Genomic DNA, 18,632 nt, shown 5'->3' with positions numbered 1-18,632 from the left:
TTTTTTTGGGAAGCTCTGATTAATTTCATTATGGTACGGTGGGCTTCGCAGTGGCGATTGTTGCGGTGGGATATCGCAATATTTTGCTTGTGCTCTTTTGGTCGGGGCCAGTCGGGACGCAGTCCCGACGGAGTTTACGCAAGGATCAAGCGGCCAGTTTACGTGCGAAAAGATCCAGTTCGGTACTACCCTGAAATGTTTTCTCTACCACATCCAGTACCTGCGAGTAACTTAAGCCCAGTTTTCTAAGGCTGTGCTGCGGTAGGTCGGTAGCGGCAGCATCGCCCAATCCGTGACGTTTCAGCAGCGCATCCACGATATAGAGTAAGGCCGGATAGTGTTCGTAGTCGCCTTCGTAATTGGGATTGTGGTGCTCCAAAGCACTGACAACAGCGGCTCGGGGCATGTTCCAGTGTTGTAGCAGCTGTGCTCCCAGTTGGGCGTGATTGCTTTGCAGCAATTGATTTTCATGTTCCAGTAAATTTGTGTTTGGGTACAAAGCCAGCGCCTGGCTGAGTTGGTCCAGTTTTTGTGGATACCACTGACCTTGTAGCAAGGTGCCGGCATTGTGCAAAATGCCGCATAAAAAGGCCATACCTGGTTGAATCCGGGTGTGAGGTGCTACGGCGTATGCCAAGCCCTGGGCCAGGGTGGCGCTGTATGTGGCATGGCGCCAATAGGCTTGGCGTCCCAGTGGGCCAAGGGTATTGGGGCGCAGGCTGCGGCAGGCAGCAATACCCAGGGCAATATTGCTTGCCAACTCGTATCCCAAAACCCTGGAAATGGCTTGGCGAACAGAGATTATGGTTTCGCGTACGCCATAAAACCGCGAGTCGGCGTAATGGACAATCTGTTTGGCCAAATGGGGGTCTTTTTCCACCAGCTTGGCCAGTTCTTCGGGGTTGCTGTTCCCTTGATTGAGCAATAGGATTTGGTTTGCGATGGTGGGTAGGGGAGGGAGGCGATTTTGTTCCTCTGTGTCATCGCGGTCTGTGCTATCGCTGTCAGTTTGCATCGGTGCAGCAATAGGATAAAAGGTATTTCCGTACCAGGCATTGTTGTGCAGCCACTGGAAATCATCGGTGGAGATACACAACAGCTCACCTTGATTGCCAGAGACAAAATGAATCTGGTCCAGATGTAGCAGACTGTCATCTACAATACACTCCAGACCATAGGCTTCTCCCAGCGGTGGAATTAAGTGGGGGCTGCAATCAGCAAACAAGGCGGTATAGTCTTCTTGTTTTGCCGGTACCAGTCGCCGTTTCAAGCGACGGTTGATGCTGTCCACTTTAAGCTGGTCTGGTGCGGGAGCCACCGCCATGACTAAACCGCGGTAGTCTTTCAGGATGACGGCTTTAGCAATGTTTTGGGCGCGCAAGCCTTGTGTGCCATTGCGAAACAATTGTGCCGGGTTGCCTTGGAACGGTCTGGATTGGTAACGAATGTCCTGTTTTTCCAGGTAACGTCGTATGGTTATGGAAGTCGACATGCCTTTCCCTCAAGTGTTCAAGTCTCTTCAGTGGGATCAGCCACTGTGAGCCAAATGGGTTCCACAGGGTACTGCTGCCATCACTTCTATTACGCTGCGTGTAAGGATATAAACGCCCCACCCGTTTTTACGGGTAGAACTCTAAGTATAGTGGGTTTGCTTTATTTTTAACCAAAAGAAAGCCAAAGGATTGTAGGAATTGTGTTAAATATACCGATTTTGTGTTGGATTTAATAAAGCCGGCGGATCATGGTTCCACCACATTTTTGAGCTTTTTCTGTTGCATGATTTTTTTGAAGTCTTCCATAGAAAACTTAGGTTTGGTGGGTTTTTTAAGTTTTATATTGAATGTGATGGCGTAATGTTGTAACCGGCCTTGCTGGTTCAGGCTGACAAACTGGTACTGTCCTAAAGGCAGAGAAGCGGGAATGATGGCTTTTGCTGCGCTGGATGTTAGGGAATTTGGCTGTGTGCCGTGCGGACTAAAAAACACCGCAGGTAGCAGGTTGACAGAGTGGATATTGCGTTCGCCTGCAAAAAAGGCTGCGTCCTGATGGATGGCGAAATCCGTAATGCGGCTGGTGGCGGGATAAACGGCGGTAAGCTGGGGGGCTTGTTCCAGATCAAACTGAAATACGCCATGTTCCTGGGTGGCAACATAGAGACTGTCTTTTTGCAGCTGTATTTGCAGGACTTTCCCTTGTAAGGCAATGAACCCCTGTGGTTCAATTCCTTTTTTATCCATGCTCAACAAATGGATACCCCGATCGGTTTCTGCCACGGCCAGTTTATTTTGGTCTATGCTCAAAGCCCCTGCTGTCTGTTCCAGTGTGTGGTCCGCCAGTGGTTGCCCGTCATTGGAATAAAGCAGAATTCGGTTTTTGGTGCTGAGTACCAAACCGGATGGGCCTAAGGCAAAGTCATTGGGCTTTTCGGGAAATACCCGCTTGGCTTGTTTCGGGTTTGCGGTATCCAGCAGCCATAGGCCTTGCTCGTTGTCCAGCGCGGCCAGTTGCCGCTTATGGCCGCAGAGGCGGATAATGTTGTTGACTGTCGCGAACTGAATGGGGCTTTCCCGTTTTATGTGAAACGGGTCGCTGATGTCCACACGTAGGATGTCTTGTGTGCCGGCGGCCAGGTAGGCGGTGGTTTTATCGGTCCACACATCCACGATAGGGGTGTCAAAGTCCACACCTGTTTGCCATATGGGGTTGAGTGGGTTGCGGATATCAAACGCCTGCATTCCACCTTCGGTATTGGCTGTGTACAGATGATTGCCTTGAATGGATAAGCGTTGGATATTTCCGTGGCCGTGATATCGCCCCACTAATTTAGGTGCTAACGGCGTGGAAACATCAATAACTTTGACGCCGCCCCACCAGTCCCATAGATACACGTGATCGCTGTTATGGGCCAGATCCAGGCCCCAAGCGGAGCCGTCCGTGTCCAGATAGGCCGCGATGTGCGCTTGGCTCGGATCGGATATGTCCACAATTTGCAGGCCCGATTCCCAACCGGCGATGTAGGCATAGCGGTCTTTGACACTGATACTGCGTGCATTGCCCGGGATTGACGTATGACCCAGTACTTGAGGAGAGGTAGGATTGCGGATATCTAAAATGTACAGCCCTTTATCGAAAAAGACGACATAGGCTTTATTGTCCCGAATCAGTACATCCTCAGCATAGCCTTTGGGGTTAAACTGGCCAATTTGTACCGGTTTGGCGGCTTGGCTGACATCGAAAATAAGCAGGCCGGAGCTGTCGTCTGCCACATAGGCTATATGGCCGCTTACATCAATTGCCCAGGATTTGCCGGGGGTATCGTAGCTGCCGGAGATCTTTGGATTGAGTTTGTCGCTGACATCAATAATGTGGAAGCCACCCCGATGGTCTGCCAGGTAAATTGAATGCCCAACCATTTTCATGGTGTAAGCCAGGCCGGTGGATAAAATCTCAGATATTTTTTTAGGCTGCTCGGGGTCACTTACATCCAGTATCTGTAGGCCATGATCGTCGTCGCCCACGTAAGCAATATTGTCTTTTACCACGACGCCTTTGGATGATCCCGGTGTGTGGAAATTGGATAAATGCCGGGGTTTGCTTGGATCGCTCATATCGTAAATATGCAAACCGGAAAACCAATCCGCTACATAGGCCAGTTTGTCTTGCACAAATGCACGGCGGCTACCGCCAAGATTAATGCCTTCGTTGGATATTTGTATGGATGCTTTGCGAGAAAAGTCCACTCGTTCGATACCGGATGGGCCGGCAATAAATGCGTCAGATCCCACCAGAGCGACGGCGTCAATTCGATCTTGGGGTTGGTAAAAGCTGCCGGTAATGGGGAGTTCCGGGTTGTCCATGTTCAAGCTGGCCAGACGTTGTTGTTTGTTATTTATCAGTGTCAGTTGTTCCGAATGAAGTACATTGGTGACATGTCCCAGCTTGTTGTGACTTCCAGACCAGCGGATATGGTTGGGTTCTCCGGCATTGAGCACCACCAAGCCGCCGGGACCATTGGCAACCAGGACCAACGGTAATGCCAATTGCAGTTGCCGGCCGGTAAAGTTGCTGGGAAAACGGGATAGGATCTGCGGTTTCGTGGGAGTGTGCAGATCTATAATGTGCAGCAGCGTTTTGTCTCCGGTAAGGTACAGTTTGGAATCGTGCATGCGGATATCGCTGATGGCATATGTCGTTTTGATGCGGCTGCGCCGTTTCATGTTCGACAAATCGATCACGTGTATTTCCTGTCTTTTGCTGACGACGGCAGCATGGTCTTGGCTCAGGGCGATGCTGGAAACATCAGTTTTGATGGGAAAGGTTTTAATGGTTTTTAATGATCTGTCCAGTAGGAGCAGGCCCTTGCCCTTCAAACCCACGGCGGTTTTGTTTCCGAATATCGCTGTCGCGGTAATGTCCTTACCAAAATGACGCTGATGCAGTTTTTTTAATTCCGTATTGAAAATGAGTAAGTCCCGCTTACCGCTGACAGCGGCTATGCGTTCAGCCCCTGAAACTAAACTCGTCACGTTTTTTGGAGTGGCTAAAAACTCTTTTTGAATCGGACCGGCGGGGCGTAGTGCCAGTTGGGAGTCTTTGCTCCATTGTCCCTCTACGGTTATTGAGCCCGGTTTGCTAAAGGCAAGGTCGACGGGGTGTACGCGCTGGATTTGATCTGTGGGGTCGGCAGCTGAGTAAGTGCTGCAACTGAGTAAGGATAGAGTGATGGCGATTCTAAACATCAAAGACTTTGTAGACATCATGTGTGAAACTTTAATGGTAAGAGTTTGGTTTAAGGGTCTTATTTTATTTCCGGATTTTTCAGCAAGTATGGTGATTGGGGGTACAGTCCTTCCGGAAAAGCCGGTTCCAGTGAGCCGGCCTTTGGTGTGATCGGTACGCTTTCGATCTGTTCGATGGGTTCCTTTCTCGCCGGACCACGCGCAGTCACATTAGTGGTTTGTATCAATGTTAGGGCTTGTTCCAGCTCCATGGGTTTGGGGTCATAGAAGATACCTCTGAATTCTTCATCGATGCGTTGTAAATGAATAAAGTAGGTGCGACCGGAGATAAAGGTATAGCGTCTTTTCCGGCTGACTTTTATGGGGATAGCTTTGTTGATAAAGCGGGTTTCTGAGTGAGTGCTGATTTCACCTTGTCCGGGTTTTATTTTTATCAGCGTGTAACTGCCTTCCTCGATGGTCAATAGAGCTTGTTTATTGTATTCCACTTTCAGGGGTTTGTCGGCTACGCCCTTGGGTTTGACCGGCATGGGGCGAATGAAATAAACACTGGCGGTCAGGGTGTCCGGAGTGACTTCGGCAATGGCTGGGTGGGTTTTGTTGATCTCAATGGTGCCACAGGCGCTTACCAAAAGTGTGACAGCTACCCCGAACATTACTCTAAAAATGGCTGCAAAACCTGCCCCATCAACCAATCCGGACCGGTGTGTGGGTTTCGGGTAAAGGGTGTGCGTGTTAGTCATATTCTAAATCCAATGGTTATAGCGGGTGGATGCCATGGCGCGTTTATTGTACTTGGTTTGGACCTGGCCCGTCAGGGGGCCGGGTTGGGATTGGCTCGATGAACTTGTTCAATCTTTTCCAGTACCTCGTCGCTCAGCTTAAGATCAATGCTGGCGATATTAGCTTGCAGTTGCTCCATGTTGGTTGCGCCAATTATATTGCTATAAACAAAACTGCGCGAGTTCACGTAGGCCAGGGCCATTTGCGCCGGGTCCAATCCAGCCTGGTTTGCAATGTTCACATAGTTCGCTACTGCTTGCTCGGTGTTGTTGCTGCTGTAGCGGTCAAAACGATCGAACAGCGTCAGGCGAGCCCCAGGCGGGCGGGCGCCATTGAGGTACTTGCCGCTGAGGACACCAAAACCCAAGGGAGAGTAGGCCAGTAAGCCCACGTCCTCGCGGTGGGCCACTTCGGATAAGCCGATTTCGAAAGTGCGATTCACCAGGCTGTAGGGGTTTTGGATACTGACGGGACGGGGCAATCCCATTTTTTCCGCCAGGGCTGTGAAGGTCATAGTGCCCCAGGGAGTTTCGTTGGATAGGCCGTAGTGGCGAATTTTGCCGCTCTTCACCAGTTCCGCCATCACCGTCAAGGTTTCTTCAATGGGTACGGAGTTGTCATCGGTGCTGTGCTCATAGCCCAGGCGCCCAAAAAAATTGGTCTTTCGATCGGGCCAGTGCAGTTGGTACAGGTCGATGTAATCCGTTTGTAAACGTTGTAGGCTGGCGTTTAATGCCGATTCGATGTTGTCCTTATCAAAGCAATTTTTGCCTTCCCGCAAATAAGGTAACCAGTCGGCGCGTCCCGCTGCCTTGGTAGCAAGAATCAATTGGTCACGATTGTTACGCGCTTTTATCCAGCGGCCCATGAACTGTTCCGTCAGACTGTAGGTTTCCTGTTTGGGTGGTACAGGATACATCTCCGCAGTATCCATGAAGTTGACGCCCTGTTCCACGGCATAGTCCAGTTGTTGTTGCGCTTCGGTTTCTGAATTCTGTTCTCCCCAAGTCATGGTGCCAAGACAGATTGCGCTGATTTTCAGTTCGGTGCGTCCTAATTTTCTGTATTCCATGAAGTTCCTGCGGTATTGGTGTGGTTCGAAAGGCATCCACTATATATGGTCTGCGGCGGATTGCCAAATTGGACGTAAAATTGGCGCTCCGGATTTTCAGTTGTCAGAAAGTCGCCGCAGTTTGCTGCATTTTTCAGGGGGTTTATGAAAATAGCGGCTTAGTGTACATTTAGGCTTCATATAAAAAATAAGAGTAAATTGCTGATGGAAAAAGCGATCAGGGGGGAGGGGGGATTCCTTGCGGCCAAACCCATTCAAAGGAATCCTAAGTTATTTTTAACGGTTGCAATGTGTGTTTTTCTGAGTGCTCTGCTAAGTGCGTGCGGGGAAAAATGGGAGGCAGCACCCAAGCAAGAGGAAAAAGCACAGGCGGACCCGTTGACCATCACAGACGCCTTTGGGGCGGTTACCTTGACGTTTAATGATACAGTGGATTTGTCCAGTTTCAGGCCGGAGAATCTTAGCTTACGATTTCATCGGCTCGATCAAACGGTCCGAGTGGCGAGTTACTCTTATGATGCCAATAAACACCGTCTCTCGGTCGTTCCGTCGCTGCCGTTGTGGCATGGTGAGCAGTATCGATTGTCTGTTCGAGGCTTGCGCTCCCATACCAATGAAAATTTGGATGATGTAGAAAAAATTATCAGAGTGAACAGTCTGCCGCCATTCGCAACGCCTTCGGTACCGCAAGGCCCCTATGCGCGACAACAGTTTCTACACGACCGACGCGCTATTCGCACTCTATATTACACAGGTTCCGGCGCTGATGGTGTTTGGGGTACGGATGATGATGTGCTGCGACAGTATTCGGATACGGTCTACGAAAAAGCGGCTCCGGGCGTGTTCAACAATTCCGGATTGGGAGCGCAAGTGGAGACCGTGTTTGTGTCCGGCATGGGCGTGGATCAACTCTGGTTCAATGATGATGATGTGATTGCGGGATATGTTCGACATCAAAACGAAGCGGTGAACGAAGTCGGGCGCGGGGCTGTTTACTATAATGGCTTTGGCGTTGATGGTCTTTGGTTTAACGCTGATGACAGTGTCTCTTTTTATGAACAAAAACTTTACGATAGCCGGTTTCGCGAACGTCGATCGGCAGATATCATTGCTGCCGGTGAGGATGGGCTTTGGTTCACACAGGATGATATTCCGCAACAGTATACTGAGATTCGACGGCAGCTTAGGGGCGGGGTGGAGTCGCTGGTTCGCATCGAGTTTGTTCGGCCGGGTGCGGACGGTCAGTGGTTTAACCAGGATGACAAGCCGCGGTTGTATACTGTAGAAGAGGCTAACGGCCCGGGATTTAGTTTTCGTGTGGCTTACTATCGCGACCCGGGACCGGATGGTGAGTGGCTGAATGGGGACGATGTGCCCGATAGCTATACCCTGCGACCTTTATCCGGTTCTATTCAAACCGTTCATTATAATCAACCGGGGCGTGATGGTGTTTGGTTCACCGATGATGACATCCCATTAAGTTACACGCAGGAATTCAGCCCCGCTGCCGGGGTGCGAACGGTCAGCTTCAATGCCGCGGGGGCTGACGGTGTGTGGTTTACCCAGGACGATTCACCCTTTTCCTATAGCGTTGTGCGCGATTCTGAAGATGGCTTGATCCACTACAATGGCACATTCAATAGTCCCGGAGCGGATGGGGTATGGTACAACCGGGACGATGGTGCGCTTTACTATTTCTTGCGGGTCATGGATCAAAACGGCCGTGTTTCCCGTGAGAGTCAATTCGGTGCAGATAGTGCCGGACCTGATGCTCTGCATATGACCGAAGATGACATGCCCATAAGTTACTCCAGCGTTAATTGGGAAGTGGACGGTAGTAGTTTGCAGGTTTCTTTTAGTGGTCCCGGTACAGATGGTATTTGGTATAACGATGATGACGCGGTAACGCGTTATGTACGACAGTATACAGAAAATTCCGCAGGCGGCAGCACCGGTTTTTCCATAACGTATTCCGACTATTGGACTGCCGTTGGTAATGATGGTGTCTGGTTTAGTGAAGATGATGTGGTGTCCCATTATGTGAAAACAGAGCGCAGCATCAGCGGCGGCTCACGCGCGACTACGTACATCGATCCCGGTACGGACGGCAACTGGTTGACAGCGGATGATACGCCCGCGGAGTACAGAGCAGCGGATTTTGTTCGCAATGGCGTGTTGATTGCCTCTGCGGTGTTTGTCGGTCCTGGTGCCGATGGCGTCTGGTTTAGTGAGGATGATCGTTGCGAGAATTATTCCAGCAGTGTGCAAGTCAGTGATGTGGAGAAACGTCAGGTATCTTACCGGCACCAAGGTGTAGACGGTTTATGCTTTACGACGGATGATGTTGTAGGAGAATATACTCAAACTATCAGTGAAGTGACGGGTGAGTTATCGCGCCAGATCCGATTTGGCCAAGCGGGTGAGGATGGTATTTGGTTTACGTCGGATGATATTCCGGACTATTACCGCAGTTATGGATTTCAACGCAATGGTTTGGAGATCAGCGAAGCCCGGTTTATCCACCCCGGCATGGACGGTTTGTGGTTTAGTGAGGACGACGTTCCTATTTCTTACGTCGAGCAGCGCCGCAATGCTTCAGGAAATGTGCAGCTGAGCACCAATGTAGTCAGTGCCGGTGTGGATAGTCAGTGGTTTACGATAGATGATGTTCCCTCTCAATATACTCGGTACCGGTTTGATGCAAGTACTTTTACTGTTGATCATGCCCAGTTTAACGGGCCGGGACCGGATCAGGTATGGTACAACTCGGATGACGAGCCTGTGCAATATTCCATCAGCAATCAAGTGATCAATGGTGTCAACGTAAGTTCGGCGATTTTGATTGGTCCTGGGGTCGATAGTATCTGGTTTACTCCGGATGACGAAGTTCGGGGCAGCTACCGGGTTTTTGTTTCCAGTGGAAACGGGTTTAGGTTTCGCAATATTGATTACGGGTCACCCGGGGCGGATGCGGTGTGGTTTACCTCAGATGACGAACCCCAATCTTACTCGCAGGAAAGTGTGGATAACAGTGGCAATTACGTAAGGCGCGGTCGTTACATCGCCAGTGGCTCGGATGGAGTCTGGTTCAATGACGATGACATACCTGAGAGTTATGTCACACAGCAGCGCAATGCTCAAAATTTGTTGTCCGTGGAAACCACCTACGTGGCGCCGGGTGCTGACAGCCAGTGGTATACGAGTGATGATGTTCCCAGTCAATACAAGTCCTATATCTACTATAGTGATGACAGTTTGGATAAAGTTGTCACCTATGTTGCTTCGGGCGATGATGCTGTTTGGTTTTCAGCAGATGATGTGATTTGGGAATATACGGGTCGATTGATCGATACCCAAGGGAATGAGACTCGTCGGGCTCATTTTGTGGCGCCTGGTGTTGACGGAGTTTGGTTAAACGGAGATGACGTTCCGGCTTCTTATGTGGACTATCGGCGCGACGGCGGGGGCAATCTGCTGATAGAAGCGACGATAATTAACCCCGGTGCTGACGCTCAATGGTTTACACAGGATGATATTCCCCGTCGATATACCCGATACGGTTTTGTTGCCGGAGATTTTACTGTGCAGAGAGCGGATTTTAGTGGTCCCGGACCGGATTTGTTGTGGTACACCATGGATGACGATGTGGTGTATTACCGAATTCGCAATACACTGGTTAATGGTTTGAACGTGGTCTCGGCAACGCTCAACGGTAAGGGGGCCGATAATACCTGGTTTACCCTGGATGATCAGGTGCAAGGGTCGTATTTCGTGTTTACGGCTAATGGTCCCGGATTCAGATCGCGCGAAGTTCACTATGCCGCTTCCGGTGCGGATAATTTATGGTTTACCGCCGATGATATTCCTTCGTTCTACACGCAGCAGTTTGTCGACGACAGCGGTAATTTGCTCAGAAGCGGGCGCTATGTAGACAGTGGTGTTGATGGTATCTGGTTTACCGGCGATGATGTGCCCGAGACCTATACGGTGCAAGTGCGCAATGCTCAGAACTTGTTGTCCACGGAAATCACATATGTGGGAGTGGGGGAGGATAACCAATGGTATACCAGTGATGATGTTCCCAGCGCCTATGTTGCATATACCTATCATGCCGATAACAGTTTAGATAGAAGGGTTTCCTATACGGGAGCCGGCCCCGACGGCGTATGGTTTACAGCAGATGATGTAGTGCGGGACTACATTGGGCGGTTTTTGGATGCCCAAAATCGAGAATTGCGCACGGTCTATTTTGTGGATTCCGGTGCAGATGGCGTTTGGTTCACTTTAGACGATGGATTGGGGCGTTACATTGAACGCATCTACGATGTATTGGGGCAGTTGTGGCGCTTGGTTACTATTGTTGGTCCGGGTGATAATCAGACTTGGTTCAATAGCGACGATGTCATAGATAGCTATGTAGAATTCATACACACTGGAAATAGCGTCACTAGTGTACAATTTAACGATCCGGGGCCGGACGGCGTCTGGTTTACAATGGATGATCGATTTTTGTAGCGAAGGGATTGCTTTTTATGTGTGGCGTTCATTACGGTTTCCCGGTGGATTGGGAAGAATGCAAACGAAAAGGTAGCGCCGTTGAATAGTGTGTGGTTTGAAGATCGGCAAGTAATCCTGAAACACTCAGAACGCCCGGTACCGGCCTCGGGACAAGCTTTGATTAAGGTGTTGTTGGCCGGAATTTGTGGTACGGACTTACACCTGCTTCACGGTTATTACGATTTCCGTGGTACACCGGGACATGAGTTCGTGGGTGAGGTGATCGCTGCGCCGGACGATCCTGTCTGGGTGGGTAAGCGCGTGGTGGCTGACATTAACATCGCTTGCGGTCGGTGCCGTTTTTGCCTCAGGAATCATCCTCATCACTGCGAACACAGACAGGCTTTGGGGATTTCCCAGGCAGGGGGTGCTTTTGCGGAGTACCTGGTGTTGCCATTGGTGAACCTGTATGCCGTGCCGGACAATGTGAGCAATGAAAAGGCTGTTTTTGCCGAACCGTTGGCCGCGGCAGCCCACGTGTTGGGCGCTATGGATCTCCAGGCCGACTCTAAAGTGTTATTACTGGGAGCGGGTAAGCTGGGCTTGTTGATTGCGCAAGTGTTGGCGTCCGCCGGTTACCATTTGGACGTTGTGGCCCGGTATGAAAAACAATGCCTGCTGTTGCAACAGTTCGGCGTAACCCCTGTGCAGGAGCATGAATTAAGTCCCCAATCCTACGCATTTGTGGTCGAGGCAACCGGCTCTGCCTCCGGTTTTTCCACGGCTTTGCAATGCGTAGAGGCGCAAGGCTGCGTTGTATTAAAGAGCACCTTTCATGGCCGTTTGCAGCTGGAGGCGTCCCGCCTGGTGGTTGATGAACTCCGTATTGTAGGTTCCCGTTGTGGTTCAATCGCGCAAGCGTTGGACTTGTTGAGTCTCGGAGTCGTAGATCCGAGACCTTTGATTGATGAGATTTTTCCATTGGTTCAGGCCGCAAAGGCGTTTGAAACAGCGGCGCAAAAGGGTGTCTTAAAAGTATTGTTGCGCGTGTAGGGGGTATTCGTGACAAGAATTAAGCAGGTGATTCTTATTCGCAAAGATTTGAGAATGCGTCGGGGCAAGGAAATTGCCCAGGGCTCACACGCCAGCATGGCATTTATATGTCGTCGTATCCGCCCGGCGCAAGCAGAGCCACAAGTTACTTTGCTGCTGTCGAAGGTGGAGTTGGACTGGATTGAAGCCGGTATGGCTAAAGTCTGTCTTCAAGTCCAGTCCGAGCAGGAGTTGTTACAGTTTCATCAGGCCGCTTTGACTGCAGGCCTCACCAGTGAAATCATTCGGGATAGTGGTCGCACCGAGTTCAACGGTGTACCCACGCTTACCGCCTGTGCCATCGGACCGGACGCGGCAGACAAAATCGACCCTATTACCTCCGTTCTCAAACTCTACTAATCAAGCCCCATTGCGTGGGGTGCCGAGTTAAACCTCCTCCGAGTTGACCTGGATCATATTTGTCGCCTTGCGTTGCCGTACAATGGGCGAAAAAGCGGGAGGAAGCTGCGATGCAAGAACAAGGGTCAACGCCTCGATACGCGATTCGTCTGGTGGCTGTGGTGGTGATTGCGGCATTGGTCTTTTTCCTCGGGTTGCGTTTGTTTGTGCCCGAAGGCTCTAAACTCACCGGGTCTTACGATGCCCAAAGTTTACCCTATATTGCGGCTGCACCTTTAGCATACGCTTCCAATTCCCAGTCTTGTGGTAGCGTCAACTGCCACAGCACAGTCTATGAGACATGGGCTAAGGGTGCCCACGGAGCGCGTCAAGAGCAGTCCAAATGCGAAGTTTGCCACGGACCTCAGGGCGATCATCCCAAACAAACTAAAAAGTTACCTAAGGTGCGCGGTGACGGTGATGTGGTCGAGTTGTGCCTGGTGTGCCACGCCCGCTTGAAAGCCCGGCAAAACACCGGTCAACCCCAAATCGTAGCGCAAGAGCATCCGGCTCCACATGAGGGGGTGTTAAAGTGTACCCAGTGCCATAACCCCCACTCACCTGGCATTGGCGCCGGTACCGTCTCTCAACAGGGAGAAACGCCTGAGGTGCAGGCGCCAGCGGCTGATAAAAACGGGGCTAAAAAGACCGACGCCGGTGCTGATGCCGCCGCCCTGGCAGCCCCCTGTTTTTCCTGTCATGGCGCTAACGGGCGTGGTGGCTTTGCACCGCCAATCGCTGCACAGTCTGCGGCAACATTAAGCGACAGGCTGAATCAGTTTCGTTCCGGTGAATTGAAGGGAACCTTGATGAACCCAATTGCTGCAAAACTCAGCGATCAAGAAATTACGGCTTTGGCGAAGTATTTGGCAGGATTGCCCTAATGGGAGGCACATATGAGCAAGCGTACAATTCCCTTGAGTCAGACGGAGCAGGGGCGGCGCAGATTTATTAAACAGGTTTTGGGGAGCTCCTTGTTGCTGGTAACCGTGCCGTCTTTGGCGTCGCGTCGCGGTGCGGACACCGTATTAATGGAGCAACACAAACAGGAGTTTCTGGAAAAATACAGTCCCAATGGATTTGATCCTTTTGCCCATCGATGGTCCTACGGTATTGATGCCTATAAATGCATTGGTTGCAATCAATGCATGACGGCCTGCAAACTGGAAAACGGTCTGCCGGGCCACCCCTCCATCAACAACCGCTGGATAGAACGCTATACCAAGCTGGAGGGAGACTCTACAGTGTATGTGGATGCCGCCACGGATCCTGCTAATATTGCCGTGTCCGATCCGGATAACTATATCTATCGTTTTGACGACCGTTACGAAAACGCCGATGTGGAATACAGTTTTTTCGTCCCGAAAATGTGTAACCACTGCAATGTACCCGCTTGTACTCAGGTGTGCCCAAAGAGCGCGACGTTTCAAACCCCCGATGGTGCCGTGTTAGTGGATGAGGATCGTTGCATAGGCTGCTTATACTGCAAGCAAGCCTGCCCTTACGGTGCTCGCTATTTGCGTCCCATTCCTGCGCGACCCGACGGGGTGACGCGGGTGGCGGGTAAATGCACTTGGTGTTGGCATCGTTTGACTCAAGGTTTGCAACCCGCCTGTGTCAGCGTGTGCCCGAGAAACGCTCTCATCTTCGGTGATTTAAATGATCCCAATAGCGATATCAGTTTGTGGATCAAACAACACGGTCGGGAGATTTTGGTGCTGAAGGCGGAGATGGGAACCCATCCGGCGGTGAAATATATTGGAATTAATGAGGAGGTGCGATAATGGAAGCCATTCATGTAACCTCGTTCACCGGTTATGTTTACCCCAATGAAACCGTTGTTGCCTGGACCATACTCATCGCGGTTTATCCTTACTTAACTGGATTGGTGGCCGGTGCATCCAGTGTCTCGGTGCTGTATACCGGCTCCGGTTTGAAGGAATATAAGCCTGTCTCTCGCTTGGCTTTGTTAGCCGCTTTTGGTTTTATGTTGACGGTGCCCATTGTGCTGCTGAGTCATTTGGGGCATCCGGAACGGGCTTTGGGGGCCATGATAACTCCCAACTTCAAGTCAGCGTTTTCCATGTTTGGCTACTTCGCCATGTTGTATAGTTTTATTCTGTTTTTGGAAATCTGGTTCGAGTTTCGAGTTTACAATGTGTTACAGGCGCGGAGTTCCACCGGAATTAAGCGGTTGTTCTACCGCACCCTGACTTTATTTGATGACAATATCAGCCCCGAATCACAGGCCTTTGATCATAAATGGATGCGCCGTATTGTCATATTCAGCATCCTGGGTGCTCACGGTTTGCATGGGTATGTGGGTTTTGTGTTTTCTTCATTAAAGTCGCGGGAGTGGTGGTCTTCGGAGTTAACCATAGTTATTTTTGTTATCTCAGCCATTGTTTCCGGTTTGGCGGCGGTGATGCTCATGTATTTGGTGGTATCGACCTATCGCAAACAAAAGGCGGATGAGGTTTGTCTGCGAGGCTTGGCATTTTATCTGATGATTTTTGCTATTTTTACTTTGTTTTTGGAGGGAGTGGAGTTTGTCAGTCTCATCTACAAAGCCAAAGAAGGAATTGGTCTGATTCTTGAGTACGTCACCGGCCCTATGTTTTACCGATTCTTCATCGTGCAGTTTCTGGTGGGAGCCGTGGTGCCCATTCTTATTTTGTTTAGTGTGTGGCGTTTCCAGCTCAGCGGCAGAAAACTTTATCTGGCCACTGCTACCGCATCCGTACTGGCTTTAGCGCAAGTATTCATGATGCGCTATAACGTGGTTATCGGCGGCCAGGAAATCTCCAAAACCATGCGCGGTTATCTGGACTATGAGGTGCCGCTAGGCGGTATTGAAGGCTCAGTGGCTGCAATTGGCGCTATTATCTTCTCCTTGTGTCTGACTTTTGTATTCGTCAAAGTGTTCACTATCGATTTTGAAGACGAATCGGTGGTGCAGGATCGGCATACGATGGAGACAAGTGGCAATAGCGGGGTAATTCCTTCTTAGTGGTTGGTAACAACGATTGATAGTGGCTCGGTTCCGAAAAAAGTACTAGAAACCATCCGGAGTGGCGAAAGTGAATATTTATACTACACTCAGTGTTGAATTGAGGCGTAGTGTATCTAACGACTTTATATCACTTGAAGGAGCGAGTCATGAAACTAAGTCCACTTACGGGGTTGGTGGTTTCGGGATTAATGGTTTTTTCCCATGCGGCAGTTTATGCGGAACAAACGGAGGTCGGCCTGGGGTATTTTAGCTTTAGCCGCGATTCGGGCGATTCAACGGCAATATATGTACAAGGCCGTTATTTTTTGGAGCCCGTCAGTAGGGGTGATAGTCCATGGTATGAGGCGGATTTTCTGTCCCACAAAAGCTCTGTGATGGGAGCTATAGGTCAAGTAACCTTGAGTAGTGGGCCTAGCGAAGATGATGGTCCCATGATGTTAGTGAGTTACCGTCATGTAGTTCCGGGATCGCTGGTAACCATTGGCTTGGAATATAAGAGTTTGGAATTAGAAGAAAGCGGGGTGACACTTGAGACTTCCGGGTTTGAGTTAAGTGGGGGCAAATACCTGAAGCCGACAATGTGGGTTGGCGCTTCGTATGAGTCTTTGACCACATCCTTGACAGGCTTCAACGACACGGATGCTACAGAATTTGGGTTGCATTATAAGAATATTCTGACGGTACAGGGTACAAAGTCAGTCAATGTGGAAGCCATGCTTGCGTCTTTATCCTTAGAGAGCGGCACAACGAAAGATAGCAACACGATAATTGAAGTTGGCGGGGATTATTACATAGATCAAAAGACCGGTATTGGTGGTAGTTTTAATATAAACAGTGGCGATAATCTCAGTAGTGAAGGAAACACTATTGAGGTTCGCGCCACTATGTATTTTACTCCCAAAATTCACGGAGAGTTGCGTTATGAGTCTTTTTCGGCCAGCGATACTACGGCGGGCGAGAACGAGTCAGGATTTGAGTTAGTGGTGGTCTCAGAATTCTAGTTTTGTCCGCCTTTGTCCCGAAATCCACGTTGCTGGATTTCGGGGCAAGTCTGCCCATTACACAAAAGACTTAGCTACTGTTTTGTTCCGGTGCCAGTTTCAGCCAGTTATCCACAACTTTATCAATGGCCTGACGAATATTGTCATTAATCAAATCGAAGTCGATTTTATAAATAACCGGTGGATGCACCCAGGAGTGTACAATTCGGCTTTTATGGTTCACTCCATCAATGGTGGCGTTCAGGTACACCACGTAAACATTTGCTCTTCGTTGCGGCGCTTCCGAGAAATAATATTCTCCGGTTTCGGACCCTTTGCAGCCAATGAGTCTAGGTTTCGGACTCAGCGCTCCCACAGCGGCGTTGAGAAGTAAGTCCGACGGAGATAGGGCCAAGCCGATGGATCTTTGGATCGCCTGACTATTAACGAAAAAAGCCAAACGCATCACTTCGATTTGTTTTCCGGTTAAACGCTCTCCCGCGACTTTATTCAAATACTGTCCCACATAATCCAGCATTTTCGGTTTCACTTCGTCATGTTCTAAGGGGTTGATGCCAAAGTGGCAGGAAAAGGTATTGCCGTGATGTTTCCAACTGGAGAGTTCTTTTGGTTCTTTTCTGTGATCCACTATTTCAAAGGGTAGTGGTTGGACCATATTGTCCGTGCTTATAACATGAATACGTGGAGCGCAACCGAAGCACAGCGGAATAAACAACAAAGCAACAAATAGTTTGTTCATGAAAAACTCTCCCTGAGGACTTTTCGTCTCTTTTGATAGGTCTATTTTATTGGCATAAATTATCCAATTTTCCGTGAAAGTGGCAATAAGCTCGAAGCGCTAGTAATAAAGTGCTAATAGGCGGATTGAATATCCTCGATATGTCCGGGTGTTACGCTATAGTTCCGAAACCAAGCTCTCGTTTAAAGGCGATACAAGGGGTATAATTTTCCCATGGAGTCAAATAATGGAGACAACAATGATCTTAAATGTATATCTTTCCGGTGAAATTCATACGGATTGGCGTCAGCGTTTAAAAGACGGCTGCAGTGAGCTTAAATTACCGGTGGAATTTACCTCGCCGGTGACAGATCATGAAGCCAGCGATGCGGCTGGAGATTTTCTCGGCCCGGAGGAAAACGGTTTCTGGCGTGACCATAAATCTGCTAAGGTTAATGCCATCCGAACCAAAACTTTAATTCAAGACTGCGATGTGGCCGTGGTGCGGTTTGGTGATAAATACAAACAGTGGAATGCCGCCTTCGATGCCGGCTATTGTGCCGCTTTGGGTATACCGTATATCACCCTGCATGACGAGGATATCATTCACCCGCTTAAGGAAGTAGACGCCGTCGCCATGGCCTGGGCAACAACGCCGGAGCAGGTGGTGGAAATATTGAAGTATGTTCTTATGGACAAATAGGGCGGGATGAAGATATGAACGCCTATTTAATCCTTGATATATCGATTCACGATCTGCTTCGATTCAGAAAATACATAAAGAAAATACCGGCGTTCATACAGAAGCATAGCGGTCGATATGTGGTCCAGGGAGTGGAGCCCATCGTAAAGGAGGGCGATTGGCACCCGCAAAGAGTGGTGGTCATTGAATTTCCAAGCCGCGACCAGGCAGAAAACTTTTTAAGCGACCCGGACGCGCAGGCCTTGTTTCAGTTACGTCACGAAACTACAACGAGTAAGCTGATCTTGGTCGATGGTTGTCTGGAGCAATGATAAATCGTTGAGTGTCGCAGGAAGTATTCGAAAGGTAGGGCTGTCGCTTTGTTTCGCATTACCACAGATTGTAGGGTGGGCACGGTTTTTTAAGCGAGAGTTGTGCCCACGCGGGCGAAAGCTGAGGCTGCCGCCTTGTTTCGTATTACCATCTTTTTTCCAGCTACGGTTGTTACTGCAAGATGGACCTGTCGGAGAGTTATGATCATTTCTGGTGTATGAGCACCTAGAAAGGGTGGCGTGCCCTTTGTTGTATAATTGTTTTCGCTGAAAAACAAACGACAAAGGAAGCACACCACATGAG

15 protein-coding genes are annotated in these 18,632 nt (G+C 49.8%); 9 read left to right on the top strand and 6 right to left on the bottom strand.

Annotation, left to right across the window (positions count from 1 at the left end; genetic code table 11):
• Nucleotides 1-145: 145 nt before the first annotated feature.
• The 4 genes from OEY58_18395 to OEY58_18380 all read right to left on the bottom strand — a co-directional run bounded on the left by OEY58_18395 (nucleotide 146) and on the right by OEY58_18380 (nucleotide 6,594).
• A complete protein-coding gene (locus OEY58_18395) occupies nucleotides 146-1,492 on the bottom strand; it encodes an HDOD domain-containing protein (GenBank protein ID MDH5327427.1) in 1,347 nt (448 codons plus the stop codon).
• A 247-nt stretch (nucleotides 1,493-1,739) separates the two neighbouring features.
• The gene (locus OEY58_18390; protein MDH5327426.1) at nucleotides 1,740-4,760 is read right to left on the bottom strand and encodes a hypothetical protein; all 3,021 of its coding nucleotides are present in this window, start codon (nucleotides 4,758-4,760) and stop codon (nucleotides 1,740-1,742) included.
• 38 nt (nucleotides 4,761-4,798) lie between these two features.
• Nucleotides 4,799-5,482 (bottom strand): hypothetical protein, encoded by a 684-nt coding sequence (locus tag OEY58_18385; GenBank protein ID MDH5327425.1) that lies wholly within the window; start codon nucleotides 5,480-5,482, stop codon nucleotides 4,799-4,801.
• Nucleotides 5,483-5,553: 71 nt separating this feature from the next.
• Complete coding sequence (locus OEY58_18380; protein MDH5327424.1) at nucleotides 5,554-6,594, bottom strand: NADP(H)-dependent aldo-keto reductase; 1,041 nt, start codon at nucleotides 6,592-6,594, stop codon at nucleotides 5,554-5,556.
• 204 nt (nucleotides 6,595-6,798) lie between these two features.
• Here OEY58_18380 and OEY58_18375 point away from each other — a divergent pair, with 204 nt between their 5' ends.
• The 7 genes from OEY58_18375 to OEY58_18345 all read left to right on the top strand — a co-directional run bounded on the left by OEY58_18375 (nucleotide 6,799) and on the right by OEY58_18345 (nucleotide 16,596).
• Nucleotides 6,799-11,109, top strand: a complete 4,311-nt coding sequence (locus OEY58_18375) for a hypothetical protein (GenBank protein MDH5327423.1) — start codon at nucleotides 6,799-6,801, stop codon at nucleotides 11,107-11,109.
• 90 nt (nucleotides 11,110-11,199) lie between these two features.
• Nucleotides 11,200-12,144, top strand: coding sequence for an alcohol dehydrogenase catalytic domain-containing protein (locus OEY58_18370; GenBank protein ID MDH5327422.1), 945 nt, complete (start codon nucleotides 11,200-11,202; stop codon nucleotides 12,142-12,144).
• A 9-nt stretch (nucleotides 12,145-12,153) separates the two neighbouring features.
• The gene (gene pth2, locus OEY58_18365; protein MDH5327421.1) at nucleotides 12,154-12,543 is read left to right on the top strand and encodes an aminoacyl-tRNA hydrolase; all 390 of its coding nucleotides are present in this window, start codon (nucleotides 12,154-12,156) and stop codon (nucleotides 12,541-12,543) included.
• 110 nt (nucleotides 12,544-12,653) lie between these two features.
• On the top strand, nucleotides 12,654-13,466 hold the full coding sequence (locus OEY58_18360; protein MDH5327420.1) for a c-type cytochrome: 813 nt from the start codon (nucleotides 12,654-12,656) through the stop codon (nucleotides 13,464-13,466).
• Between the two features lie 12 nt (nucleotides 13,467-13,478).
• Nucleotides 13,479-14,366: a 4Fe-4S dicluster domain-containing protein gene (locus OEY58_18355; GenBank protein MDH5327419.1), complete on the top strand. Its 888-nt coding sequence runs from the start codon at nucleotides 13,479-13,481 to the stop codon at nucleotides 14,364-14,366.
• Nucleotides 14,366-15,592, top strand: coding sequence for a polysulfide reductase NrfD (gene nrfD / locus OEY58_18350; GenBank protein ID MDH5327418.1), 1,227 nt, complete (start codon nucleotides 14,366-14,368; stop codon nucleotides 15,590-15,592). The genes OEY58_18355 and nrfD overlap by 1 nt, the downstream gene beginning before the upstream one ends.
• Nucleotides 15,593-15,741: 149 nt before the next feature.
• Nucleotides 15,742-16,596, top strand: coding sequence for a hypothetical protein (locus OEY58_18345; GenBank protein ID MDH5327417.1), 855 nt, complete (start codon nucleotides 15,742-15,744; stop codon nucleotides 16,594-16,596).
• A gap of 70 nt (nucleotides 16,597-16,666) precedes the next feature.
• Here the strand turns inward: OEY58_18345 and OEY58_18340 are convergent, their stop codons facing one another.
• Nucleotides 16,667-17,335 (bottom strand): hypothetical protein, encoded by a 669-nt coding sequence (locus tag OEY58_18340; protein ID MDH5327416.1) that lies wholly within the window; start codon nucleotides 17,333-17,335, stop codon nucleotides 16,667-16,669.
• Between the two features lie 238 nt (nucleotides 17,336-17,573).
• On the opposite strand from OEY58_18340, the gene OEY58_18335 reads away from it, so the two are divergent.
• The gene (locus OEY58_18335; GenBank protein ID MDH5327415.1) at nucleotides 17,574-18,017 is read left to right on the top strand and encodes a YtoQ family protein; all 444 of its coding nucleotides are present in this window, start codon (nucleotides 17,574-17,576) and stop codon (nucleotides 18,015-18,017) included.
• A gap of 14 nt (nucleotides 18,018-18,031) precedes the next feature.
• The gene (locus tag OEY58_18330) at nucleotides 18,032-18,328 is read left to right on the top strand and encodes a DUF1330 domain-containing protein (GenBank protein MDH5327414.1); all 297 of its coding nucleotides are present in this window, start codon (nucleotides 18,032-18,034) and stop codon (nucleotides 18,326-18,328) included.
• An 89-nt stretch (nucleotides 18,329-18,417) separates the two neighbouring features.
• Here OEY58_18330 and OEY58_18325 read toward each other — a convergent pair.
• Nucleotides 18,418-18,632: hypothetical protein (locus OEY58_18325; GenBank protein ID MDH5327413.1), on the bottom strand; the 215-nt coding region annotated here is incomplete at its 5' end.

It is taken from the genome of Gammaproteobacteria bacterium (assembly GCA_029882975.1).
Taxonomy (GTDB): Bacteria; Pseudomonadota; Gammaproteobacteria; order SZUA-152; family SZUA-152; genus JAJDNG01.
The sequence above is the reverse complement of the archived record's forward strand: the minus strand, read 5'-3'. Positions and strand labels throughout refer to the sequence as shown.